The 23,315-nt window shown below is 42.4% G+C and carries 23 protein-coding genes; 10 read left to right on the top strand and 13 right to left on the bottom strand.

Features of this window, described 5'->3' with window-relative positions:
• Positions 1-160: 160 nt before the first annotated feature.
• From ACFOWS_RS04350 to ACFOWS_RS04335, 4 genes are all read right to left on the bottom strand, one after another.
• Entirely contained in the window at positions 161-937 is a 777-nt protein-coding gene (locus tag ACFOWS_RS04350) for an aldose 1-epimerase (protein ID WP_379762739.1), read from the bottom strand.
• On the bottom strand, positions 934-2,235 hold the full coding sequence (locus ACFOWS_RS04345) for a M20/M25/M40 family metallo-hydrolase (RefSeq protein WP_379762738.1): 1,302 nt from the start codon (positions 2,233-2,235) through the stop codon (positions 934-936). Before ACFOWS_RS04345 ends, ACFOWS_RS04350 begins: the two co-directional genes overlap by 4 nt.
• Positions 2,236-2,360: 125 nt before the next feature.
• Positions 2,361-3,341, bottom strand: a complete 981-nt coding sequence (locus ACFOWS_RS04340) for a PLP-dependent cysteine synthase family protein (RefSeq protein WP_366590916.1) — start codon at positions 3,339-3,341, stop codon at positions 2,361-2,363.
• Between the two features lie 85 nt (positions 3,342-3,426).
• Positions 3,427-4,668, bottom strand: coding sequence for an ABC transporter permease (locus ACFOWS_RS04335; RefSeq protein WP_379762736.1), 1,242 nt, complete (start codon positions 4,666-4,668; stop codon positions 3,427-3,429).
• Between the two features lie 3 nt (positions 4,669-4,671).
• Here ACFOWS_RS04335 and ACFOWS_RS04330 point away from each other — a divergent pair, with 3 nt between their 5' ends.
• Complete coding sequence (locus ACFOWS_RS04330) at positions 4,672-5,898, top strand: exo-beta-N-acetylmuramidase NamZ family protein (protein WP_379762735.1); 1,227 nt, start codon at positions 4,672-4,674, stop codon at positions 5,896-5,898.
• Positions 5,899-6,096: 198 nt separating this feature from the next.
• Here ACFOWS_RS04330 and ACFOWS_RS04325 read toward each other — a convergent pair whose 3' ends face one another.
• Together ACFOWS_RS04325 and ACFOWS_RS04320 are read right to left on the bottom strand one after the other, a co-directional pair.
• A complete protein-coding gene (locus ACFOWS_RS04325; protein ID WP_379762734.1) occupies positions 6,097-6,927 on the bottom strand; it encodes a sterol desaturase family protein in 831 nt (276 codons plus the stop codon).
• Between the two features lie 21 nt (positions 6,928-6,948).
• Positions 6,949-7,443 (bottom strand): YkgJ family cysteine cluster protein, encoded by a 495-nt coding sequence (locus tag ACFOWS_RS04320; RefSeq protein ID WP_379762733.1) that lies wholly within the window; start codon positions 7,441-7,443, stop codon positions 6,949-6,951.
• 85 nt (positions 7,444-7,528) lie between these two features.
• Here ACFOWS_RS04320 and ACFOWS_RS04315 point away from each other — a divergent pair, with 85 nt between their 5' ends.
• Entirely contained in the window at positions 7,529-8,242 is a 714-nt protein-coding gene (locus ACFOWS_RS04315; protein WP_379762732.1) for a class I SAM-dependent methyltransferase, read from the top strand.
• A gap of 37 nt (positions 8,243-8,279) precedes the next feature.
• Complete coding sequence (locus ACFOWS_RS04310) at positions 8,280-9,080, top strand: hypothetical protein (protein ID WP_379762731.1); 801 nt, start codon at positions 8,280-8,282, stop codon at positions 9,078-9,080.
• Between the two features lie 7 nt (positions 9,081-9,087).
• On the opposite strand, the gene ACFOWS_RS04305 is transcribed toward ACFOWS_RS04310, so the two are convergent.
• A complete protein-coding gene (locus tag ACFOWS_RS04305; RefSeq protein ID WP_379762730.1) occupies positions 9,088-9,720 on the bottom strand; it encodes a 7-carboxy-7-deazaguanine synthase QueE in 633 nt (210 codons plus the stop codon).
• Between the two features lie 97 nt (positions 9,721-9,817).
• Here ACFOWS_RS04305 and ACFOWS_RS04300 point away from each other — a divergent pair, with 97 nt between their 5' ends.
• Positions 9,818-10,492 (top strand): DUF4386 domain-containing protein, encoded by a 675-nt coding sequence (locus ACFOWS_RS04300; RefSeq protein WP_379762729.1) that lies wholly within the window; start codon positions 9,818-9,820, stop codon positions 10,490-10,492.
• A gap of 25 nt (positions 10,493-10,517) precedes the next feature.
• On the opposite strand, the gene ACFOWS_RS04295 is transcribed toward ACFOWS_RS04300, so the two are convergent.
• The gene (locus ACFOWS_RS04295; protein WP_379762728.1) at positions 10,518-13,070 is read right to left on the bottom strand and encodes a T9SS type B sorting domain-containing protein; all 2,553 of its coding nucleotides are present in this window, start codon (positions 13,068-13,070) and stop codon (positions 10,518-10,520) included.
• A 94-nt stretch (positions 13,071-13,164) separates the two neighbouring features.
• Positions 13,165-13,617 (bottom strand): Rid family detoxifying hydrolase, encoded by a 453-nt coding sequence (locus ACFOWS_RS04290; protein WP_379762727.1) that lies wholly within the window; start codon positions 13,615-13,617, stop codon positions 13,165-13,167.
• A gap of 57 nt (positions 13,618-13,674) precedes the next feature.
• Here ACFOWS_RS04290 and ACFOWS_RS04285 point away from each other — a divergent pair, with 57 nt between their 5' ends.
• The 3 genes from ACFOWS_RS04285 to ACFOWS_RS04275 all read left to right on the top strand — a co-directional run bounded on the left by ACFOWS_RS04285 (position 13,675) and on the right by ACFOWS_RS04275 (position 16,768).
• Positions 13,675-15,183 carry a helicase HerA-like domain-containing protein gene (locus ACFOWS_RS04285; protein WP_379762726.1) on the top strand — a complete coding sequence of 503 codons (1,509 nt, stop codon included), beginning with the start codon at positions 13,675-13,677 and terminating at the stop codon, positions 15,181-15,183.
• A 4-nt stretch (positions 15,184-15,187) separates the two neighbouring features.
• Complete coding sequence (locus tag ACFOWS_RS04280) at positions 15,188-15,736, top strand: hypothetical protein (protein WP_379762725.1); 549 nt, start codon at positions 15,188-15,190, stop codon at positions 15,734-15,736.
• 72 nt (positions 15,737-15,808) lie between these two features.
• Entirely contained in the window at positions 15,809-16,768 is a 960-nt protein-coding gene (locus tag ACFOWS_RS04275; RefSeq protein WP_379762724.1) for a YybH family protein, read from the top strand.
• Here ACFOWS_RS04275 and ACFOWS_RS04270 read toward each other — a convergent pair.
• On the bottom strand, positions 16,765-17,187 hold the full coding sequence (locus ACFOWS_RS04270; RefSeq protein ID WP_366590784.1) for a winged helix-turn-helix transcriptional regulator: 423 nt from the start codon (positions 17,185-17,187) through the stop codon (positions 16,765-16,767). The two genes, ACFOWS_RS04275 and ACFOWS_RS04270, sit on opposite strands and share 4 nt — an antisense overlap.
• Before the next feature lie 97 nt (positions 17,188-17,284).
• On the opposite strand from ACFOWS_RS04270, the gene ACFOWS_RS04265 reads away from it, so the two are divergent.
• The 3 genes from ACFOWS_RS04265 to ACFOWS_RS04255 all read left to right on the top strand — a co-directional run bounded on the left by ACFOWS_RS04265 (position 17,285) and on the right by ACFOWS_RS04255 (position 19,019).
• On the top strand, positions 17,285-18,124 hold the full coding sequence (locus ACFOWS_RS04265) for an alpha/beta fold hydrolase (RefSeq protein WP_379762723.1): 840 nt from the start codon (positions 17,285-17,287) through the stop codon (positions 18,122-18,124).
• Between the two features lie 32 nt (positions 18,125-18,156).
• Positions 18,157-18,579 carry a VOC family protein gene (locus ACFOWS_RS04260; protein WP_379762721.1) on the top strand — a complete coding sequence of 141 codons (423 nt, stop codon included), beginning with the start codon at positions 18,157-18,159 and terminating at the stop codon, positions 18,577-18,579.
• Between the two features lie 281 nt (positions 18,580-18,860).
• On the top strand, positions 18,861-19,019 hold the full coding sequence (locus tag ACFOWS_RS04255) for a hypothetical protein (RefSeq protein WP_379762719.1): 159 nt from the start codon (positions 18,861-18,863) through the stop codon (positions 19,017-19,019).
• On the opposite strand, the gene folD is transcribed toward ACFOWS_RS04255, so the two are convergent.
• The 3 genes from folD to ACFOWS_RS04240 all read right to left on the bottom strand — a co-directional run bounded on the left by folD (position 19,016) and on the right by ACFOWS_RS04240 (position 23,216).
• Entirely contained in the window at positions 19,016-19,903 is an 888-nt protein-coding gene (folD, locus tag ACFOWS_RS04250) for a bifunctional methylenetetrahydrofolate dehydrogenase/methenyltetrahydrofolate cyclohydrolase FolD (protein WP_379762718.1), read from the bottom strand. The two genes, ACFOWS_RS04255 and folD, sit on opposite strands and share 4 nt — an antisense overlap.
• 110 nt (positions 19,904-20,013) lie before the next feature.
• Positions 20,014-21,342, bottom strand: coding sequence for a signal recognition particle protein (gene ffh / locus ACFOWS_RS04245; RefSeq protein ID WP_379762716.1), 1,329 nt, complete (start codon positions 21,340-21,342; stop codon positions 20,014-20,016).
• A gap of 110 nt (positions 21,343-21,452) precedes the next feature.
• Positions 21,453-23,216 carry a hypothetical protein gene (locus ACFOWS_RS04240; RefSeq protein WP_379762714.1) on the bottom strand — a complete coding sequence of 588 codons (1,764 nt, stop codon included), beginning with the start codon at positions 23,214-23,216 and terminating at the stop codon, positions 21,453-21,455.
• Positions 23,217-23,315: the final 99 nt, after the last annotated feature.

The following is a 23,315-nucleotide window of genomic DNA, read 5'->3' as shown; positions in this document are numbered from 1 at the left end:
TAGCCCCGACACCGGAATCCTTGGTTGAGAATTCGTATTGTTTCCTTTGAAACGTGCGTTGAAAAACAAAACCGACTGAACGATACTGCTTTCCTATTTCTAATTTAGTAAGAAAAAGTTTACCAAAGCTATAAAAAATGGTTTTTTTGTTTATTTTTTTTCAAAAAACGATAAACAATACTTTGTAAATAGCTTTTTCACCCCCTAATTTCTGAAAACCAAGGTGCAAATCTTCCTGATTCACTGTATAGGGATAAAACGAAATGGGCTCGATGCAAACCATGTTCCTCACCTCGGTCCAGCACATAAAATGACTAAAACCTTCGGTTTTTATGGTAATCTCCTTGGCATCTTTTAGTGTGATGGAAGTACAGTTTTGAACCTGCAACGCGCGGCTCCCCACAGCCAATACCTCATCTAACGAAATTTCCTTTTGATTTGCAGTTATGGTCGGGTCATTAGAATGAAGTTTAAAGGCAGGATGGTAACCCAACATAAAAGGCATACCCTTTTCGCCAGAAATGGTAAATGTTATTTCCAGGGTTTTATCTTGTAGCGAAAATGACTTTTCAAACCTGAAATTATAGGGCCAAATTAAATCTGACTCTGAAGATTTATCTGGGAATTTTGAATTCTTAATGGGGGTTTCCGCCTGATATTGTTTTACAAATGCCGCGGAATCCCCGGTTTGGGATTGTAATTCATATTCCATTTCACGCAACAATCCGTGCTGATCTTGAATGGCTTCACCTTTGGGAACCTCAACTCGGAAATCCGCTTCATTGGTAGGGCCAATTATGGGAAACATTTCCGTATCGGAACTACGCCAACCGGGACTCCCTTTTTGGTGGATAAACTCGTGACCATCGACCACAAAACTCACTAACTCCCCGGCATCAATACCAACTGTGGCATGTTTACTTTTTAGTTCTATCATGATTTGGTATTTATCAATCTATAGATCAAGATAGCAGTACGTTTGGTCAAGGCTTCAATGGTGTTTAGATTAACGGTTTCTTCTGGAGTGTGGGCGTTGGAGCCCATGGTTCCCAATCCGTCCAAACCATCCACATATTGCGCCACAAAGGACACATCGGCAGCTCCTCTTTTTCCTGGGTCATATGCCAATACTTCGCCTTGCTTTAAATCCAAGCTTACTTGGTTCAGGGTTTCCAGTAATTTCATGTTGCCCTCAGTGGGTTGCATGGCCGGGTAGCTATCGGTGAAACTTATGGTCGCGGAGGTCATGGGCAAGTTTTGAGCCACAATTTCACGCATTTTTGCCCGTGCACGTTCTTTTTGCTCTTCGGAAATAAATCGGAGTCCTCCCCGAACCATTGCTTTTTGGGCAACCACATTGGTTTTTCCAAATACGTCGCCTTTGCTCGTGGAAGCATCAAAATTCACAAATGTACCACCCAATAGGGTTCCAGGATTAAAGGTTAAAAGGTCCTCCCCTTTGACATCGGTATAAAACTGGTGGAGAATACGTGAGATTTCAAAAATGGCACCTGCTCCCACATTTTCACTAAAAACTCCAGAGGAATGGGCACGTTTGCCCTCAACTTCCAATTCCCAACCAGAAGCGCCTCTTCGGGCCACCGTAGCGTAATTAAAGCCTGTTGATGTTTCAAAACCCAATGCAATATCACTTCGCTTTGCCGCATCTATCAAATCCTTTCTGCTAATGGATAAAGGTTTTCCCGTACTCTCTTCATCCCCTGTAAATGCAGCAATAATCTGGGCATCCTTTAACAATCCATTCTCCTGCAAAGCCTTTAATGCATACAAAACAATGACATCGCCACCCTTCATATCGTTGCCCCCCGGAGCATGCGCGATACTGTCGTTGATCATTTCAAAAGTTTGGAAAGGACTGTCTTCCTCAAAAACCGTGTCCAAATGCCCGATGAGCAATAGTTTTTTTCCTTTGGTGCCTGAAGTTTCTGCAAAAAGATGACCCGCTCGGCCCATCTCTGGTGGCATTTCTATCCATTTGGTCTCGAAACCAATAGCATCGAAAGCATCCTTGAAAACCATTCCAACTTCCTTAACCCCTTTGGCGTTCAACGTTCCACTATTAATATTTACTACTTTCTTCAAAAAATCGATGGCCTCCGCATTGTTCTTTTCAATGGAAGCAACAATATTTTTCTCAGTTCTGGAAAGTTTCTGTGCTGTAATTGAAACGGTTAGCAAAAGGGATAGAACGGTAATAAGGTACTTGACTGGCATAGTTATCTTGCTTTTAGATGGATTTAAAGTAGTAGGTGTCAATTCTCGATACAAAATTCTTCCAGAATTTCACTCGAATTGACTATTTAAAACATTCAATGTTTTCGGAATCAATTTATCAAATTTTATTCGATAAACCCTTTCTCCCGCATCCAATCATCATTGAATATTTTACCGACATATCGACTTCCGTGATCATGGAACAGTACCACCACCACATCGTCTTTTGTGAAATGCTCCTTTAATTGCTGCACTCCTTTTATGGCCGCCCCTGCAGAATTCCCTAAAAACATACCTTCTTCGCGGGCCAAACGGCGGGTATAGACAGCAGCATCCTTGTCGGTAACTTTAGTGAAGCCATCGATGATGTCAAAATCTACATTTTTGGGTAAAATGTCCTCTCCAATACCTTCGGTGATGTATGGATAAATCTCATTTTCATCAAAAATTCCAGTTTCATGGTATTTTTTGAAAACAGAACCATAGGTATCAACGCCCCAAACCTTAATGCTGGGATTCTTCTCTTTGAGATATTTACCTACTCCAGATATAGTTCCTCCCGTGCCTACTCCCACTACAAAATGAGTGATCTTTCCATCCGTTTGATTCCAAATTTCTGGGCCAGTACTCAAATAGTGGGCTTTTGCGTTCCCCGGGTTGTCATATTGGTTCACGTACCACGAATTGGGAATTTCAGTGGACAATCGCTTTGCAGTTGAATAATAACTTCGTGGGTCATCTGGAGCAACATCGGTTGGACAAATATGAACTTCGCTCCCCATGGCTTTGAGAATGTCCATTTTCTCCTTGGATTGTTTGTCACTGATCACACAAATCATTTTATAGCCTTTAATGACAGCGGCCAAGGCCAGACCCATTCCCGTATTACCCGAAGTTCCCTCTATAATGGTCCCCCCGGGTTGTAAGATTCCTTCTGCCTCTGCGTCTTCCACCATCTGGAGGGCCATGCGGTCCTTCACCGAGTTACCTGGGTTAAACGTCTCGTATTTGGCTAAGACCAAACAAGGTAGTTCTGACGTTAGTTTATTCAGTTTTACCAAAGGAGTATTCCCAATGGTCCCTAAAATGTTTTCTGCATATTCCATTGCCATAAATATACCTTTTATGGATGTTAAATTGAGTTCAATAGAGGTTAAAACTCTTTGTTTAGTGCACTGGCTTTTAAAATCCTTACTCGAACTTGATGGCTTTTACAGGGGTGATTTTGGTAATGATGTACGAGGGAACCAAAAGCATCAACAAGCATAACAGCATTACACCTAAATTTAGAATAACCACGGTAGGTACATCCAAATAGACCGGAATGTAATCAATATAGTATTCCTCCGGATTGGGAAACTTGAACAAGCGATACCTGTCCTGTACAAATAGAAGCCCCAATCCCAAGGCATTCCCCCACAACAAACCAATAGCAATCAAATAGGTCGCATTGTACAAAAACACCTTTCGAATGCTCCAATTGGCCGAGCCCAATGCTTTTAGGATGCCGATCATTTGGGTTCGTTCCAAAATCAGCACCAAGAGTGCTGTGATCATGTTAATACCACCAACAATAATCATTATCCCAATGATCAATGCTATGTTGAAGTCGAACAATCCGATCCATTCAAAAATGCGATAGTATTTGGTTTTGATGTTCTGCGCATCCAAACTGGAGACCGTTTTCCCGTAGATTTCGTTACTTTTTTCTTCCAGCTGATCAAAATCATTCAAAAAGACTTCAAAACTACCCACTTCATCCTCATCCCATTGGTTCATCCGTTGAATGTGGCGGATATCCACAAAAACGTAAGTGGCATCCAACTCCTCGAAACCACTATCGTAAATGCCTACAATGGTAAATCTTCGGGTGTTGGGTGGTCTGTTAGCATCCCCATCCTTCAGAAAAAAGGAAAAAAAAGTGTCCCCCACACTCAATTGTAGCCGATTGGCCATCATTTGGGATAGCAATACTTCTTCATTAAGCTTGCCTGAGTAATCCGGTAGCCGTCCCTCAACAAGATACTCAGCAAAAGCTGACCAGTCATAATCCTTGCCCACCCCTTTGGCCAAAATGCCTTCAAAAGTGTCTTCCGTTCGGATGATTCCACCTTTTGTGGCCACCGCCTGAACGTGCTTTACCCCATCTACATTGGTGAACTCCGGATAAAACTCTTGATTGAGGTCAATCGGAGATATGGAGACATCGGATGTGTTGTTATCGTAATTGGAAATTTGGATGTGCCCGTTGAACGCTGACACTTTTTCACGAATTTTACGCTTAAGTCCCACCCCAGTGGCTATGGCAATCAGCATCATGACCACACCAATGGCGATTGCGGCAATGGCAATTTTTATTATAGGGGCAGAAATACTAATTTTATGCTCCTTCCCTGTAATCAGGCGTTTGGCAATAAACAATTCTAAATTCAACGGATGCCCATTTTATCTCTTTTCAAAAGTACAGTTTTATTGTTGGTTTTGGTGTTTTCTTCGTGCATGGGACAACAAAAAGAAACTGAATCTTCATCAGCGGAAGTTTCTAAGGATTCTATCGTAGAAATTAAAGTAGCCGCCAATAGAACTGAAAGTTATCTCCCACTTCTAAAAGGAAAGAAGGTGGGCATCGTAGCCAACCCAACAAGCGTGATTTTTCATGATGGAGGTTACACCCATTTAGTGGATTCTTTGGTTTCCCTAAAGGTTGATGTGAAAAAAGTCTTTGCCCCCGAACACGGATTCCGTGGTCAGGCGGATGCAGGCGAGCATGTGAAGGATGGGGTGGATTCGCAAACCGGACTCCCCATCATTTCGCTCTATGGTAAAAACCGGAAACCTTCCCAAGAACAATTGGATGGACTGGATGTGGTTGTTTTTGACATCCAGGATGTAGGGGTTCGTTTTTACACCTATATTGCCACACTGCAATTGGTAATGGAAGCTTGTGCAGCGCACAACACACCTGTAATTGTACTGGACCGACCCAATCCCAACGGTCATTATGTGGATGGCCCAACCATGGAAAAGGAGCATACCAGTTTTTTGGGGTTGACCACAATTCCTCTGGTGTATGGCATGACGATTGGGGAATATGCACAACTACTTAATGGTGAAGGGTGGCTAGAAAATGGACAAAAAGTGGATTTGACCGTGGTTCAATTGGAAAACTACACCCACGATTCTGAATATCATTTACCCATTCGTCCCTCACCCAATCTACCCAACGATGTTTCCATAACGCTTTATCCTAGTCTGGGTCTGTTTGAAGGCACCAACGTAAATGCCGGTAGAGGAACAGAATACCAATTTCAGCGGTATGGAGCCTCATTTATGGACAGTACCGAATATGATTTCAGCTACGTTCCCGAACCCAATTTTGGGTCGAAAAGCCCCAAAGAAGAGGGAAAAACGTGTTTTGGAAAAGACTTATCAAAATCTTCAACGATGCATGAGGTCTCCCTGCAATGGGTGATGGATGCGTATGAAAACACTTTGGACAAATCCAAATTCTTCCTTACAAGTGGATTTACCAAGCATGCCGGCACAGCTCTTTTACAGCAACAGATTGAAGATGGATTTTCCGAAGAAGAAATAAAAGCCACCTGGCAAGAGGACTTGGAAGCTTTTAAAAAAATTCGGGAGAAGTATTTAATCTATAATTAATAACGTCATGCTGAACTCCTGCCTGCCGACAGGCATGGTGTTTCAGCATCTCAGTCATATGTGAGAGCTAATCTTAAGTTTGACACGAATTGCGCGAATACACTCGAATTTTCTAGTTGTCACATCGAGCGCAGTCGAGATGTCTTGGAAAGCAAAGATTTCTCAACCAAAGGAAAGCATCGCATCTCTGAATGACGGCTAGCCTTCGGTAGTCGGCCTGCGGTACTTATGAAAAGGCTGTTTTAGCAATCCTTTTATGCTACTGTTCTCCTTTTCATCGGGAAAGGTATCCACCCCATAAACAATCTTGTCTACATCTAAAGTCATATACGTACCGAAAAGTCGGTCCCAAATGGCAAAAATATTCCCATAGTTGGAATCAGTATAGGGCAGTTTATAATGATGGTGCACTTTGTGCATATCTGGGCTAACAATAACCCAACTAATGGCATTATCCACTTTTTTGGGCAACCGTATGTTGGCGTGGTTGAACTGGGAAAGCACCACGGACAAACTTTGGTACAACATAATGACCCCAATGGGCGCGCCCACAATAAAAACGCCTACCAGCGTAAACGTATACCGAATCAGACTTTCCAAGGGATGGTGCCTATTGGCGGTAGTTGTATCTACATTATGATCGGAATGATGCACCAAATGTACCATCCACAGTGGCTTTACTTTATGTTCCACCCAATGCGCTGTATAAGCCCCGATTAAATCCAAAAACATTACCCCAAGCAGTACATAAAGCCACAAGGGCATTTCGGGCAGCCAATTGATAATTCCAAATTGATTTTCCATGGCCCAATCAGAGGTTTTCAACAGTAAAAAAGCCAACGGAAAATTGACAATGATCGTGGTCAGTGTAAAGAAAAAATTGGGGACGGAATGCCTCCATTTTTTGTACGGAACGCTAAAAAGTGGCATTATTCCTTCCAAAATCCAAAAGAAGGTGATTCCACCCACCAAGATAAGACTTCGGTGCCAGGAGGGAATGGTTTCAAAGTAGGCAATGACCTGTTCCATAGCATCAAATATAAGAAATCATCACATCTTTATGCGCTTTTTCATCTCTTCTACAATGTTGAAGGCCGCTGGGCATATAGCGACATTTTTAAGGGTAAGATTACTGATCTGTTGAAATTTTTTTCGGTCCGTATGTGGAAATTCACGGCAAGCTTTGGGCCGCACTTCATAAATGGAACAATAGTTATCTGCTCCCAAAAACGTACAGGGCACCTCCTGCAACACATAGTCGTTCTCTTCGTCAACCCTCAGGTAACGGTCTACAAATTCGGAGGGTTTCACCTTAAAATATTTGGCTATTCGCTCAATATCAGCATTGGTGAACAATGGTCCAGTGGTTTTGCAACAATTGGCGCAGGTAAGGCAATCGGTTCGTTGAAACTCGGCATGGTGTAGTTCCTGCATGGTGTAATCCAAATCCTTGGGCGGTCGCTTTTTAAGCTTCGAAAAGAACTTTTTGTTCTCCGCATGTTTCTCTCTCGCCTTTTGGGGCAATTGTTCCAATTCTAAATCCATACTGGACAAACATAAAAAAGAGATTCCAATTAAACCTTAGTCTGCGATTAAAGTCACACCTTTGTCGTTGTTTATTATCAGAATTATGGGAGACATTTTTGGTAGGGCTCTGCTGGATTATCAGCATGGTAACTATTCGGAAGACATTAAAACCTACTCATCCTTGGATGAGGAAGATGTAATCCCACTTCCCTATTTGTTTCGCAATTTTTCCGAAATGCCCAAATTGGAGCAGAAAGCGTTAAAACTGGCCCGGGGAAAAGTGCTTGATATTGGCTGTGGGGCAGGCAATCATTCGCTTTATCTTCAAGACAAAGGATTTGATGTTACGGGATTGGACAGCTCATCCGGAGCTATTTCCGTATGTAGGGAAAGAGGAGTTAAATCTTTGGTAAACAGCTCCATTCTGAGTTATGATAAAGAAAGATTTGATACCTTGTTGCTCTTGATGAATGGTATAGGCTTGGCAGGGTCACTGACCAATTTGGACCATTTTTTACAGCATTTGGCCTCATTATTGAGGCCCAACGGACAGATTGTGATGGATTCCAGTGACATCATCTACATGTTTGAACAAGATGAAGATGGCGGATATTGGATTCCGGATACGGGCACCTATTATGGTGAGGTCACTTTCACCATGGAATATAAAAATGAGAAAGGAGAGCCATTTGATTGGCTTTATGTGGACTTCCATACGTTACAAAATGCCTGTGAAGCCAATAATCTAAATTGTGAATTGGTTCATTCCGGTGAACATTTTGATTACTTGGCCAAATTGACAAAAAGACAATACTAGTTCCAGTTATGGAACGTTTGAAGTAATATCAATTATTATGAAAAAGAAAATTGTCCTTTACACCCTGATAGTCATTGCAATTTTTATTGGCTGTTCCAAAGATTCAGACCTTCTTCCCAATGAGAATGTCCAAATAGATAAGTCTGCGAACCTTTTAGGTACCGGGGCATCGGCAGCAGACTTACTGGCCAATTCCAACTATGATAATTTGTTGATAGAAATAGCCTACGTGGAAGGGTTCCGCCCTGCTACTGAAGCCATTACAATTTTTGAGGAGTTTTTATTGGCAAGAACCTTTAAGGAAGATATTACGTTCACCTATAAGCAGCTTCCCTCTCCAAATGAAGAATCCTTGACCCTAAATGAAGTGGTAGAATTGGAAGATGAAAACCGAACTGTTTATAACAATGGGTCCACATTGGCCCTGTACATTTATTTTGCCGATGCCCCTACCGAGTCTGATGACGAAGGCGCAGAGGCGGTTACATTAGGAGCTGTATATCAAAATACATCCATGATCATCTATGAATCAACGATAAGGGATTTGGTGGGAAATAGCTCTTTTGTAACCGTTTCCGATGTTGAAGCAGCCACCCTGAACCACGAATTGGGCCATTTGATGGGTCTTGTGGACTTGGGTACCCCGGCAATCAATGACCATGAAGATCAAGAGGCGGAAAGTCATTGCACAACCGAAGGCTGCCTTATGCGGGCCGAACTACAGTTTGGGCGGTCCATGCTGAAAATGATGCAAAGCAATGCTTCAAAAGGGTTGGCAGCAATCCCTGATTTAGACGAGGAATGTTTGCTGGACCTTCAGAGCAATGGTGGTCGTTAGCAAAGTGCTACGGGATATTCAAGTATTTATGCGTCTGCAAGGAAACTTTCCACTTGGGGTGTTTCATTACGTAATCTACTATCAGAGGAACCATTTTATCACGGACACTCCATTCAGGCTGTAAATATAGAATACAGTCCTTACCCACTTTGGCTGCTTGCTCCTCGGCAAAAATAAAGTCGTGTTTGTTAAAGACGATTACCTTCAGTTCATGTGCTTTTTGATAAATGTCTCCTACGGGGAGTTTGTTCTTTTTGGGGGAAAGACAAATCCAATCCCAAGTTCCCGTCAACGGATACGCTCCTGAGGTTTCAATATGAATCTGCAAATCTTTGGCCTTTAGGCCAGAAGTCAACGGGGCCATATCCCAAGTAAGTGGTTCTCCCCCGGTTATTACAATGGTATCGGAGTATTTCGCGGCATTTTCAACAATACTTTCAATCGCAGTGGGTGGATGTGTCTCTGCGTTCCAACTTTCCTTTACATCACACCAATGGCACCCCACATCACAACCGCCCACTCTAATAAAATAAGCTGCGGTTCCCTTATGATATCCTTCTCCTTGAATGGTGTAGAACTCCTCCATTAAAGGAAGCATCAAGCCCTTGTCCACCAAATCCATAACATTGTCTTTTACCATGGTGCAAAGATAAGATTCCTTAGTGTACTTATTTCCTATAAAATAATCATTGGCTGTAACAAACCTTTTCTTCTATCGTCTTACAAAAAACTTCCACATGAATACCAATAAATCTACAGCCCGTCTAGCCGGATTCCTATACCTCACCGTGGTTCTTTGCGGAATTTTCTCCCTACTTTACGTTCCGTCCCAACTTTTTGTATGGGACAACCCCCAACAAACGCTTGATAACATCGTAGCCTCCGAAAGACTTTTCCGATTGGGCATAGTATCAGAATCCATCAGTTTTACGGCTTTTCTATTATTGCTCCCGGTGTTATACAAATTACTGCACACCGTAAATAGATCTTTTGCCGTAGCCATGGTAACCCTAGCATTACCCACGGTTCCTATCTTTTTTAGCATACTCTTGAACAAGTTTGCGGTTTTATCGCTGATCGATGGGGTTGGAGAAGGAACTTGGCCCATTGCGGAACAGGTGATGTTCTACTTAAGACAATTCAACAAGGGCAACCTTATTGGCCAAAACTTTTGGGCCTTATGGCTTTTCCCTTTCGGATATTTGGTTTTTAAATCCGGTTTTCTGCCCAAAATATTGGGGCTGTTTTTAATGGTTGGTAGTGTGGGCTACTATTTGGATTTTTTGGGAAGAGTGGCGTTGCCCGATTATTCCACCTATATAATTTCAGATTACATGACCATTCCTGCCAGCATTGGTGAAATTGGAACCTGCCTATGGTTGGTTATCATGGGTGCGAAAGAAAAGACTTAGATATTTTAGCCTTCTTATGTTTTTATTATTGCTTTAGTGTGAAGTGTCCTTTTTTGTAATAAAAAGTTCCATCAAAATCGACCAACTCAAGGACATACCAATAATCTGAAGGCGGTAAGGGGCTGCCATTGTAAAGACCATTCCAACCTGCCAGCATGGGATTTCTTTGTGCCAGCAGTTTCCCATAACGGTCGTAGACCAAAAAGTTGCCTTCCCGATAAAATTCACCTGTAATCCCCAATACCTTTACTTCATCGTTTATGCCATCATTGTTAGGTGTAAAAAACTTGGAAACCCCTATTACGCCAACCTTCATTTGGTCTATTCCACAACCATTTTTATCCCGAGCGTAAAGGGTATGGGTTCCTGGTTCCACATCCCTGAAAAAACCTTCATCTTGTTTGGGTCCAAAAGGATCATCCAAAGAAAATTCATAATCTCCAAGACCAAGTTCGCCATTCGCATGCATTATGGTTATTGTTCCCGTTTCACCAACATTATCAACCTTTACAAATTCTGGGGATAGCATCGGAGGTCCGGACTCCCCCACTTCAAACCCTATTTTTTCCGAACGGCAGCCATTTATCGAAACTGCTTCCACACCGAAAGTACCTACTTCCGAAATGTTAATCTGCATATCATTCCCAATTACTTCGTTCTGGGCATTGTACCAAATGTACTGGTAGTTTCCATCAGTGTTGATGGGCGTAACCTGAACTTCATCACCACTACAAAAAACATATTTCTCTTCCACCTCAAAAGACGGAATGGGATATACTGTAAGCAACAAATGTGGGCCAACACCATAGCAAGTCCCCGATGGTTCATCCTCAATCCGCACATAAAGCAGTTCAGAATACGCTTGCCTATTATTGTAAGCCGTGGCATTTTCAATACTGTTCCGTTTCAAAAACGCATCATCTTCATTTTGATAAAAAGAAACGGATAGATTTTGTCCACTTGGAAATTGGGCCAATAGATCGGTTTCCGCTTCATTCAGATCAAAGACAGAAACTCCATCAGCGGTATCTTGATCACATGTTGAAAGCTCGTAGAGGTAATCTTGCGGAAAGGATGTTGTGGTCACATTCAAGAAGAGTCTACCAATGGAATGGCAATACACGCCACTGCCCTCCGCTCTAAAATAAAGTTCGTTGGCAACGCTGTTATTGAACAAAGTTGCAGATTGTTCATTCACTTGGTTCTCAGCATCACTTTCAGTCAAGTAAAAAGTGATGTCCAAGTCGGCATTATCCAAATTGATGAGGTACAGATATTGGGTCAAATCAAAATCAGTGAATCCATCCATTACACCATCTTCGTCACAGTTGGAAATGGTAAATCCGTCATTGATCAGCGGCTGAAGCTTTACCTCGGCCTCAACCTCAATTCGCTCACCTGTAAGGCAACCATTATAGGATGCCATGGCATAAAAAGTAGTGGTATTGGTCAGCGAAGGTGTTTGAAAAGTACTTCCAGTGAATAAAGGGGTTCCTCCCGTTGCCACATCAAACCAAACCACATCTCCAAGCGTTGATTGGGCTTCCAAAGTAACCATTCCGGGGCCGCAAATGCTACCAGAAGAAACTTGCGAAATTTTGGGTGTGGTTAATTTGGTACTGGCAGATAATGTCAAAATAGGATCTCCAGGCAGTCCACCATATTCCACAATGTACCCTTTGGGCTGATAGTCGCCTGTTGAATTACCCTCCATGGGCAAATCATTCCAAGACCCTGCAATGCCCACCCCCGGAGCGGTTATATGGGCATAATCTTCCCCCGAACCCGTTTCACCGTTCAAGTTGTTCGGTTCTTGGTTGTTCCAAAAGGCAAAGTTTGGGCTACTACCCGTAACATTTCCATTCCAAAATATAAGTCCTGCTTCAGGACCCGTGACCCATTTCCATGTTCCTTCAGCCTGCTCGTCCGACCCACCTATCCATCCCGTTCCAGCAGCTTGTTCACCTGTAAGCTGAGCCTCAGCCTCAGAGGTAATGGTGGCCAAATACCCTTGTAGTCCAAAAAAGGTTCTGTTCTCGGCGGCTATTCTTGCATCATCCCAACGAATTCCAAGATTGGGGACATACTCGTAATAATGTTGCGTTTCCGGTAAGTAATTGGCACTTCCAATGGTAAAAGAGAAAAACTTTTCCTCAGCCGGTGATTCTGATGTACTTTCAAAAACTACATCATTGACCGCCACTATTAAATCGGTATAAGCAACCGGACCTCCCAATGGACCTTTAAAGGTCATTTTACCCTCTAAACTGTTCCATGTTGTGGTTACCATTGGATGATTGTTTTCCAATCGGAGTACGTCCTCTCCTCTTTCGTAACCCGTAGAAATTTGAATGTGAAAAGATTCAACTTCCGTGTCATCCACATCTATGATGTTGAATGATGTGGCCACTGGCACAGTAGTCTGCGGGCAGTAGATTTGATCACCGTTTGCCATGACCTCCGGAGCACTATTATTTTGGGCAGAAGTACCCATCAACCATAAGAAAAACAAAAAACCACATAGTTTGGGCCGTATTGCCCTGTGGATCAAATCATGAATTTGTTTTGTTTTCCCCATTCTTTCCTTGGTTCTCTGCCTAAGATGACAAAGTAAGCCAAAGGTTCCAACTATACCAGTCAAATGTGTTATAATACTCGATAGGCATAGCCAATTACTTTACGGCCAAAGCCTCAATCTCAACTTTCGCATTCCTTGCCAACCCACTGGCGGCAAAAGTGGTTCGGGCGGGTTTTTGGGTAAAATATTGGGTGTAGATTTTATTGAAGCTGGCAAAATCGTCCATAGTACTTAAAATTACCGTGCACTTTACCACATTCCCCAAATCCATATCGTGCTGTTTCAGCACTTCTTGAATGTTTTTTATCGCCTGTTCAGTTTCTGCTTCAATACCGCCTTCAACCAAAGTCCGGGTGGTGTGGTCCATTCCTATTTGCCCAGCCAAAAAAAACAAATTCCCAGCTTGAACGGCATCACTAAAGGGAGCGCCCTGCTTTTTGGCCTCGTGCGATTTATGAAAAATAAGCTCGGTTTCGTCTTGGGCATGGATGGACACTGTTGTTCCCAAAATGAAAGCAACTAGTAAAATAAATTGAAAAGGTTTCATGACAGGGTTTTTTAGATTTGCTTAAAATTACCCTATTTTTATCGGAAATTGAATGGGATGGGCAACAAAGAAAAATTCTTTGAACACATAGAACAAGGCTACACCACCAAAGGTGACTTTATTGTTATGGGTGCCGGTATGTTGGATGGTGAGACCATAACCAATGCCTACGTGAAGGTTCCCCTAAAAACCCTAAATCGGCATGGCTTGATTGCGGGTGCCACGGGAACCGGAAAGACCAAGACCCTTCAGGTTTTGGCCGAAAATCTATCGGAAAAGGGAATTCCGGTACTGTTGATGGACCTTAAAGGCGACCTTAGCGGGATTGCCCAACCCAGTCCAGGCCACCCAAAAATTGATGAACGGCATGAAAAAATAGGACTCCCTTTTGAAGCCAAAGGTTTTCCGGTGGAGATTTTGTCACTTTCAGAACAAGATGGGGTACGCCTAAGGGCCACCGTCTCTGAATTTGGCCCTGTATTGTTATCGCGAATCCTAGACCTTTCTGTTACGCAAGAAGGCATTGTTGCCGTTGTCTTTAAATATTGCGATGACAACAAACTTCCGTTGCTTGACCTAAAAGATTTCAAAAAAGTGCTCCAATATGCCACTGGAGAGGGCAAAGAAGAGTTCCAAAAGGCCTACGGGCGTATTTCCACCAGCTCAACGGGTACTATTCTGCGAAAAATCATTGAACTGGAGCAACAGGGCGCCGAACTTTTCTTTGGCGAAAAATCTTTTGATGTAGAGGATTTGGTTCGGATTGATGAAAATGGAAGAGGGTATGTGAACATCATCCGGTTGACGGACATACAAGACCGGCCCAAACTTTTTTCAACCTTTATGTTGAGTTTATTGGCCGAAATTTATGCCACTTTTCCAGAGCAAGGCGATAGTGAGCGACCTGAATTGGTCCTTTTTATTGATGAGGCCCATTTAATTTTTGACAATGCATCCAAAGCCTTGCTGGACCAGATTGAAAGTATTGTAAAACTTATTCGTTCCAAGGGAATCGGTCTCTATTTTGTGACTCAAAACCCAACCGATGTTCCCGATGACGTGTTGGCCCAATTGGGATTGAAGGTGCAACATGCCCTTAGAGCATTTACGGCCAAAGACCGAAAAGCCATCAAACTAACCGCGCAAAACTATCCCATTACAGAATTTTACGATACGGCTGAAATTCTCACATCCTTGGGAACCGGAGAGGCGCTGATTTCTGCATTGGATGAAAAAGGACGGCCCACTCCGCTGGCCGCCACCATGATGCGAGCACCTATGAGCCGAATGGACATCCTTTCCGAAGCAGAGCTTAAAGAAACCCTGGGAAAATCGAAGTTGATCAAAAAATACAATGAAGATATCGACCGGGAAAGTGCCTACGAAATCCTTAATGAAAAAATTGAAAAGGCTGAGAAAGAAGCTGAAAAGGAGAAAGAACATACCTCCTCCCGAAGATCAACATCCACAAGAAGAAGCACCCGAATGAACCCCGTGGTCAAGGTGCTCACCAGCGCAACCTTTATTAGAGGTGTGCTTGGGGTATTAAAAAAAGTGATTCGATAATTTAATGAGAAATAAAACTGCCCTACTACTGTTAGCCTGCACATTGGCTTTTGTACAATCCTGTGAAAAAGACACACCCTATCGCATCACTGAAGATAGTGTGGGTCCCCTTTTTAAATCATCGCCCATTTCAGAACTGGAAACACTCTTTGCCAATGATTCTGTTGTAAAGGACACATCAGAACTTAGCATTGGAAATTCGTCCAAAAAGATTGAAGTTTTTGAGAAAGGAGGTAAACATCTATTGACTTTGACACCCAGTACAGACAGCATCCCCACTATTGAAAATGTTAGGGTTCTGGACAAACGTTATAAAACGGATAAAGGCATAGGACTACAAAGCACCTTTAAGGACATTCAAAAGCAATATGCCATTAAGAAAATAGTGACGACCATTAGCAGTATTGTGGTTTTTCCAAAGGAAAGCAATCTCTATTTTACTATTGACAAGGAAGAATTGCCGTCCAATCTTCGTTTTTCTTCATCCAATATTGAAGCAGTGCAAATCCCTGATGAAGCCAAAATAAAGTACCTGATGTTGGGGTGGGAATAACTTGTTAATTTATTGCTAAACAGGAGCATAAGACTCTACCAATTGGTTAATTTATGGCCCAAAGCCAAACCAATGAAAAACATGTTGTTTATTTTTTGCCTGCTTCCCGCTGCACTCTGGTCGCAATATGATTTTGAGCCTTCTTTGGAACACCCGTATGGTCTGCCCAACCCAAAGGCCCCTGCTGAACTTTTAGACTTTGCTCCCTTGATTGGAGAATGCAATTGTACATCCCAATCTAGAAAAGCGGACCAAACTTGGGCCGAGCCCGTGAATATGATTTGGCGTTTCAAGTATATTATGAACGGAATGGGCATTCAGGATGAGACACTGAAAGAAGATGGCACGTATTCCGGTAGCATCCGTCAATTTATTCCAGACAGCACAAGATGGTATGTGCACTACTATAGTTTTCCAAGAGTTTCAACCACCTTACCCTCGTGGGAAGGCAATAAGACAAAAGATGGAAAAATTGTGCTTTACAGGGAACAAAAAGCTCCCAATGGAACAGACGGGTTTTATAGACTCACTTTTTACGACATTGCCGATTCAGGGTTTAAATGGATTGGGGAATGGGTGGATAAAACGGAATCCGTTGTTTTTCCAACTTGGAAAATAGATTGTACCAACGGAAAAGTCAACCATGGCAATGAGGTGGAAAAAGCTAAAATCATAACAGCGACAAAAACATTTTCAAAAGCCTATATAAATGGTGATTTTGAAACCATGGCCAACAGCTACACTGTGGATGCCAAAATTTTTCCTAATAATGCGGATATCATATCCGGCCGAGAAGCTATTAAAGAACGATGGATGATGGGGGCTGGTACCAAAATAGTACATCATAAAATAATCCCTGAAGAGATCACCTTTCTTGGAGACTATGCCCACGATTATGGATACTTTGAGGGAAAATCGGAAAATAAGGAGGGTTCCATTGACAACTGGAAAGGAAAATACGTGGTGGTTTGGAAAAAAGAGAACGGTAATTGGAAAATGTATCTGGATATCTGGAATCAGATTCGAGATTAAAACAGTCCATATTTTTCCCGATTTGCTAGTACTTTTGGGCTATTGGCCTGCATCCATTCGGTCAGCTCCAATAATTTTTCCACGTAGGATTGGCCAAACTCGGTAAGACTGTATTCCACCCGAATGGGGACTTCAGGGTATGCTGTTCTGGAAATATAGCCATCCGCTTCCAATACTTTTAACCGTTGGCTCAATACTTTATTTGAGATTCCGTAAACATACTTTTTAAGCTTGTTGAACCGAAGTACTGGGAAGTAGGCCAACCAAAGAATAATAAGGATACTCCATTGGTCCGAGGCCACAGACATGACATCACGCACAGGGCAAAGTTCGGGCGGGTTCCTAAAATCGATATGCCCAAACATTTTTTCCAATTTTTTGACGGTTCCAACTTCTTGATTTTCAGCAACAGTTTCCATACGCTTACTTAGTTTTGTTGAGGTGACTTCTTTTTTGTTCTAAAATGAATATGTACTTTTAGTAACTATTAAAGAGTAAGTTACAAAAAGTAACCAAATGAAAAAACTCCTAGCAAAAATAATTCCTTTGGCCTACGGCCAATATTTTAATCTCTATACGCTCATCTCCCCAAAAAAAACAGCCAATAAGGCATTTCATTTGTTTTGTACGGTTCGGAAAGGTCGTGTACAACCCCAACAAGTGGATTATTTAGAGGAAGCCAAACATTCCCAAGAACACGTTGGCAACCTGAAGATTCAGACCTACCACTGGAAAGGTGGCAAGGATACCGTGTTATTGGTACATGGTTGGGAAAGCAACACATTCAGGTGGCGCAACCTTATAAAAAAGTTACGAGAGGCTAATTTTAACATTTTTGCCTTCGATGCACCCGCCCATGGATATTCCTCTGGGAAATATTTACATGTTCCTTTATACGAAAAAACCTTGCGCCATATGATAGAGAAGTTTAATCCCAGGCATCTTATTGGACATTCGGTTGGGGGTATGACTTTGATGTACAACGAATTCACCAACCCAAATCCTGATGTGGAAAAAATGATTCTTATCGGATCACCGTCAGAGTTTCATGAGATTATGGACCACTACCAAGAGTTATTACGTTTTAATAATAGGGTGATGAAGGTTCTGGATGATGATATTCAAAACCGATTTGGGTTTAAAATCCGTGAGTTTTCGACTTCTAAGTTTGCGGAATCCAACACCAAAATGGGATTGTTGTTCCACGATCGTTTTGATGCCATCACACCCTATCATGCTTCGGTAGCAGTGCATAAAAAATGGAAAGGGAGCCAGCTGGTCACTACGGAAGGGTTGGGCCATTCCATGCATCAGGAAGATGTGAACAATCAAATCATCACTTTTTTGGAAGCTTAAAAAATTGCCCTAACTTTCCTAAAAACTCCATTATGTCAAATATTACTCCCTTTCATGTTGCCATTCCCGTTCATAATTTGGATGAATGTCGAGTTTTCTATCGTGATGTTTTGGAATGCAAGGAAGGGCGAAGCAGTGACCATTGGGTAGATTTTAATTTCTTTGGACATCAATTGGTGATTCATTACAAACCTAAATCTGAAGAAGATTTACACACCAATCCAGTCGACGGAAAAAATGTGCCCGTCCCCCACTATGGTGTTGTTTTGGAGTGGGATACCTTTCAATCGTTTTCCAAAAAAATGGAAGAAAAAGGGATTGATTTTGTGATTGCACCCTACATCCGATTTAAGGGTGAGCCGGGTGAACAAGCCACCATGTTCTTTTTAGACCCAGCCGGAAACGCGCTTGAATTCAAAGCATTCAAAGATATGGGACAATTATTTGCAAAGTAGCTCAGTCTATGGCCAACCCTTTACTATGTGCCCGGAGAAAGGATATGTTACTCCCCACGCAAGTTGAGAAGCCTTAAAACTTGCACTTTTCATTTAAGTCTCTACTGCGCTCGACCTGACAGATTATTCAAACTTCTAAAAACCAAGACTTAAGTATAGGCCCATCCCGAACTCACAGTAAAGCAAGTCATCGAATATTTGGGGTGAAAAACAAGAATACATACGCTAAAACGTTCTATAAGAAGTTGAACAGGCAATAGTGCCCCCCAAATCGTACTATTATGAAAATTATTCTACTATTGATCACGGTACTGGTCTCATCCTTGGCCGTAACCAGCTGCACCAATGACGAAGGTGATAATGATTTAGATTACCTAGCTCCCAATGATGAGGAAGAGGTTCTTCTGATGGGAACCCAAGCGGATGAAAACAAGGATTAAGCTTTTTTAGCTTGGTGCCTTTCTCTTGCCAGCAGGGTATTTTTCAACAACATGGCAATGGTCATTGGGCCTACACCTCCCGGCACCGGCGTGATGTAGGAGGCCTTTTTGCTCACAGTTTCAAAGTCCACATCACCGGTGATGTAATAGCCTCTTTCCCGTGATGCATCGGGTACTCGGGTAATGCCCACGTCTATAATAACCACGCCCTCTTTGACCATGTCGGCCTTCAAGAAATTGGGAACGCCCAATGCAGAAACAACAATATCGGCCTGGCGGGTGATGGAAGCAATATCTTTGGTTCGGCTGTGGGTTAGGGTTACGGTGGAATTGGCCGCCTTTCCCTTTTGGCTCATTAAAATGCTGATGGGTCTTCCCACAATATGACTTCTACCAATGACAACGGTGTGTTTTCCTTCGGTTTCTACATTATAGCGACGTAATAGCTCCATAATGCCAAAGGGAGTTGCTGAAATAAAGGATTCCATTTCCAAGGCCATTTTTCCAAAATTGGTGGGGTGAAAACCATCCACATCCTTATCGGGGTCTACGGCCATGAGCACTTTTTCTTCATTGATATGTTTGGGCAACGGCAATTGCACAATATACCCATCAATATCTTGATTGGCATTGAGGTCGGCCACATGTTGCAACAATTCTTCTTCCGTGGTTTCTTCGGGAAGATGAATCAGGGTAGATTCAAAACCAATTTTTTTGCAGGAACGCACCTTGCTGCCCACATAGGTGAGACTGGCACCGTCATTGCCCACCAGAACTGCGGCCAAATGGGGAACTTTTTCACCCCGTTCCTTCATTTGGGTCACCTCAACGGTGATTTCTTCTTTGATTTGGTTCGATATTTTTTTCCCGTCAAGGATTTCCATGGTCTTGTATTTGGTTTTGGTTATAGCTCTCCGACTACTGACTACTGACTACTGACTACTGACTACTGACTACTGACTACTGACTACTGACTACTGACTACTGACTAAAATTATCTCATATTCTGCATCATCTGCATCATCTTTTTGCCACCACCGCCTTGCATCATCTTCATCATTTTGCTCATTTGATCGAACTGCTTTAAGAGTTGGTTCACTTCTTGGATGGAAGTTCCGCTACCAGCGGCGATTCGTTTTTTACGGCTTGCATTTAATTTGGAGGGAGTAGAACGTTCATCGGGCGTCATGGAATGGATGATGGCCTCGATATGCTTAAAGGCATCATCATCAATATCCAAGCCTTTCAACGCTTTTCCAGCACCGGGAATCATGCCCATGAGGTCCTTCATGTTCCCCATTTTTTTGATCTGTTGGATTTGGCTCAAGAAATCATCAAATCCAAACTTGTTTTTGGCAATTTTCTTTTGGATTTTCCGGGCCTGTTCTTCATCAAACTGCTCTTGGGCACGTTCAACCAAGGAAACCACATCCCCCATCCCCAAAATACGGTCGGCCATACGGGAAGGGTGGAACACATCAATGGCTTCCATTTTTTCACCGGTACCGATGAACTTAATGGGTTTGTCCACCACCGATTTAATGGAAATGGCTGCACCACCACGGGTATCACCATCCAATTTGGTAAGGATGACCCCATCAAAATTAAGGACATCATTAAAGGCCTTTGCCGTATTTACCGCATCCTGACCGGTCATGGCATCCACCACAAATAGGGTTTCTTGCGGTTCAATAGCCTTGTGGATATTGGCAATCTCGGTCATCATCTGCTCATCCACGGCCAAACGACCAGCGGTATCAATGATCACTACGTTGCAACCTAAACTTTTGGCATGCTTTATCCCTGCTTTGGCTATGGCAACTGGGTCATTGTTATCTCTATCGGAATACACCTCGACCCCAATTTGTTCTCCGACCACATGCAGCTGGTCAATCGCAGCGGGGCGGTAGACATCACAAGCCACCAAAAGTGGTTTTTTGCTCTTTTTATTTTGAAGGAAATTGGCCAGTTTTCCAGAAAAAGTGGTTTTACCTGAACCTTGTAGACCGGACATGAGAATTACCGATGGATTTCCAGAAAGGTCAATACCTTCAGTTTCACCGCCCATGAGTTCCGTCAACTCATCCTTTACAATTTTGACCATAAGCTGGCCCGGTTGCAAAGTGGTCAATACGTTCTGACCAAGCGCCTTTTCCTTTACTTTATTGGTGAATTCCTTGGCAATCTTAAAATTGACATCGGCATCCAGTAACGCTCTTCGAACTTCTTTAAGGGTTTCCGCAACATTGATTTCTGTTATCTGTCCATGCCCTTTGAGGGAGTGGAGTGCCTTATCCAGTTTTTCGCTTAAATTATCGAACATAGGTGCTCTTTATTTTAAAAGGAGGACAAAGTTAAGAATAATAACAAAGAAAAGGACGGCTTTGGGGAGAGCCGTCCTTCTCAAATCAAAAAGATTGGGGAAAATTTTTATTATTTCTCGAAGACCAAGGTTTCTAGAACTCCATCTCCACTCTCGTTCTTCAATTCTATTCGAGTAGCGGTTACTGACATTATTTTCCAATCCTCGGTTAATTCACCTAAAATATCTGCGCTATCAAAGTTGAGGTAGCACTTTAGTCCTTCTTCAGAATCCCTTAGAATTCTCCATAGACCTTCTGCCGTTACATTACCCAATAGGGAAACTTCAACTTGGTGCATGGTAGCGAAGTTAAATTCCAAACCGACAAATTCGGTGGTCAAATCCACTTCACCTTCAGAGTAAAGGGCTACGTTCCAAGGCCCACCCATCATTATGTTTCTAATTTCGGTAATGTCTCCGTCATCGGCACTGTCATCACACACTTTTAGAAGTACCAATTCGTAATCGGTTTCGTCAATCTCAAATTTCAATCTTGAGTTGGTCAGATCACGCACAGGCCACTCAAAACTTACGCCTTCTTCATCGCCAATATTAATCATTAGGGACAATACCATTTGGCTGTTTAGTCCAATCTCCCATGTTCCTTCGGAAGTATTAACACCGTTGCTCAAAGTTACCATGCCTTCGGCCATAAACTTGAACTCATAGCCCAAAAGCCTTTCGATCTCCTCACCTTGATTGGTAACTTTTTTTATGATCCACTCGCATTCTCCAAGGAGTTCCCTCAAGATATTGGGGTTTGGTTCTTCGCCAGGAGTGGTATCGCACCGTTGTTTTAGGATAATCTTATTGCCATTGTCGTTATAGAATTTGATTTTGTCGTCATCCAACTCGTAAACGACCCATTCTAAGTTAAAGTCGACCAAGAATTCAAAGTCCAACTCAACCAGAACACCCTCGTTTGTTGCATTTGTGCTCCAGGTTCCATTAATGGTATTACCGATACGGTCATTCACCGTTACACTTCCATCTTCTTTGAATGTCATAAGATACTCCAAGTACTGATCGGTCTGATTTACATTTTCACGATACATCTCGCGAACTTCCCATGGACACTCAACCAAAAGGGCATCCAAGCGTTCTTTGGTGAAATCATCATCATTATAGTCGTCATCATCATCTTCATCGCACATATCCTTGGCGTTACTTAAGGCTGTAGCCAATGAAGAGTTGTTCTGAACAACAATTTCAGTACCATCATATTTTTTAAGAGTCAGTGGAAATTCTATGCTGATTAGATCGTTTTCATCCAATTCCGCAAAGAACCTTCTCATTTGCTCATCACTCTCAATCTTTACCTCTCCAGACTGCTGGGCGTTGATATCAAAAGTGAAAAGTGTGATGGGGTAGACAAAGTCTATACATTCAATATCATCATCACCGCCACCTTCAAAACATTCCTCAGCTTTTTCAAGCAGTTGTTCTTTGTTTTCAATTACGATTTCGGAAAAATCGGGCAAGGTAATGGTAATGGGAAAGAAAATATCTAAGATGTCCTCATCGTCATCCACTTCATCAAAAATTTCTTCGATGGCGTGCAAATCTTCTTTGGAATCCAATGTAATCTCGATACCATTAACCTCAACAGTGTAGGGAAATCGCACTGCAAAACAGCTGGCACCATCTACAATGTTGTCATAAGAACCATCTTTGGAAGAGGTTTCCTTAATTAATGTAGCTACAGAAGAGTTAGCTTGAATAGTTTCTTGTTCATCAGTACCTCCCACTTCTTCGAACTCGTCTTGGCAAGAGGTGAAATTGAGGGCTAAAAGCGATAGCCCTACATACAATAAGTTGTTGATCAACTTTTTCATAACAATTTGAATTTTGGGGTTACAATTCAATTCTAAAACAACCGTGTTAAAAAAAACCCTACCAAATCTTAATTTTTTTCAAATATCTTTGATGAGGAA

This window comes from Flagellimonas marina (genome assembly GCF_042651185.1).
In the GTDB taxonomy this organism is placed as follows: domain Bacteria; phylum Bacteroidota; class Bacteroidia; order Flavobacteriales; family Flavobacteriaceae; genus Flagellimonas; species Flagellimonas marina.
The sequence above is the reverse complement of the archived record's forward strand: the minus strand, read 5'-3'. Positions and strand labels throughout refer to the sequence as shown.

Coding starts and splice junctions, on each gene's coding strand:
- ACFOWS_RS04255 (WP_379762719.1), top strand. CDS start 18,861: ATGAAAATTATTCTACTATTGATCACGGTACTGGTCTCATCCTTGGCC.
- ACFOWS_RS04325 (WP_379762734.1), bottom strand. CDS start 6,927: ATGGAACAGGTCATTGCCTACTTTGAAACCATTCCCTCCTGGCACCGA.
- ACFOWS_RS04285 (WP_379762726.1), top strand. CDS start 13,675: ATGGGCAACAAAGAAAAATTCTTTGAACACATAGAACAAGGCTACACC.
- ACFOWS_RS04260 (WP_379762721.1), top strand. CDS start 18,157: ATGTCAAATATTACTCCCTTTCATGTTGCCATTCCCGTTCATAATTTG.
- ACFOWS_RS04320 (WP_379762733.1), bottom strand. CDS start 7,443: ATGGATTTAGAATTGGAACAATTGCCCCAAAAGGCGAGAGAGAAACAT.
- ACFOWS_RS04270 (WP_366590784.1), bottom strand. CDS start 17,187: ATGGAAACTGTTGCTGAAAATCAAGAAGTTGGAACCGTCAAAAAATTG.
- ACFOWS_RS04345 (WP_379762738.1), bottom strand. CDS start 2,235: ATGCCAGTCAAGTACCTTATTACCGTTCTATCCCTTTTGCTAACCGTT.
- ACFOWS_RS04280 (WP_379762725.1), top strand. CDS start 15,188: ATGAGAAATAAAACTGCCCTACTACTGTTAGCCTGCACATTGGCTTTT.
- ACFOWS_RS04340 (WP_366590916.1), bottom strand. CDS start 3,341: ATGGAATATGCAGAAAACATTTTAGGGACCATTGGGAATACTCCTTTG.
- ACFOWS_RS04265 (WP_379762723.1), top strand. CDS start 17,285: ATGAAAAAACTCCTAGCAAAAATAATTCCTTTGGCCTACGGCCAATAT.
- ACFOWS_RS04305 (WP_379762730.1), bottom strand. CDS start 9,720: ATGGTAAAAGACAATGTTATGGATTTGGTGGACAAGGGCTTGATGCTT.
- ACFOWS_RS04300 (WP_379762729.1), top strand. CDS start 9,818: ATGAATACCAATAAATCTACAGCCCGTCTAGCCGGATTCCTATACCTC.
- ACFOWS_RS04330 (WP_379762735.1), top strand. CDS start 4,672: ATGCCCATTTTATCTCTTTTCAAAAGTACAGTTTTATTGTTGGTTTTG.
- ACFOWS_RS04350 (WP_379762739.1), bottom strand. CDS start 937: ATGATAGAACTAAAAAGTAAACATGCCACAGTTGGTATTGATGCCGGG.
- folD (WP_379762718.1), bottom strand. CDS start 19,903: ATGGAAATCCTTGACGGGAAAAAAATATCGAACCAAATCAAAGAAGAA.
- ACFOWS_RS04275 (WP_379762724.1), top strand. CDS start 15,809: ATGAAAAACATGTTGTTTATTTTTTGCCTGCTTCCCGCTGCACTCTGG.
- ACFOWS_RS04295 (WP_379762728.1), bottom strand. CDS start 13,070: ATGGGGAAAACAAAACAAATTCATGATTTGATCCACAGGGCAATACGG.
- ACFOWS_RS04315 (WP_379762732.1), top strand. CDS start 7,529: ATGGGAGACATTTTTGGTAGGGCTCTGCTGGATTATCAGCATGGTAAC.
- ffh (WP_379762716.1), bottom strand. CDS start 21,342: ATGTTCGATAATTTAAGCGAAAAACTGGATAAGGCACTCCACTCCCTC.
- ACFOWS_RS04310 (WP_379762731.1), top strand. CDS start 8,280: ATGAAAAAGAAAATTGTCCTTTACACCCTGATAGTCATTGCAATTTTT.
- ACFOWS_RS04240 (WP_379762714.1), bottom strand. CDS start 23,216: ATGAAAAAGTTGATCAACAACTTATTGTATGTAGGGCTATCGCTTTTA.
- ACFOWS_RS04290 (WP_379762727.1), bottom strand. CDS start 13,617: ATGAAACCTTTTCAATTTATTTTACTAGTTGCTTTCATTTTGGGAACA.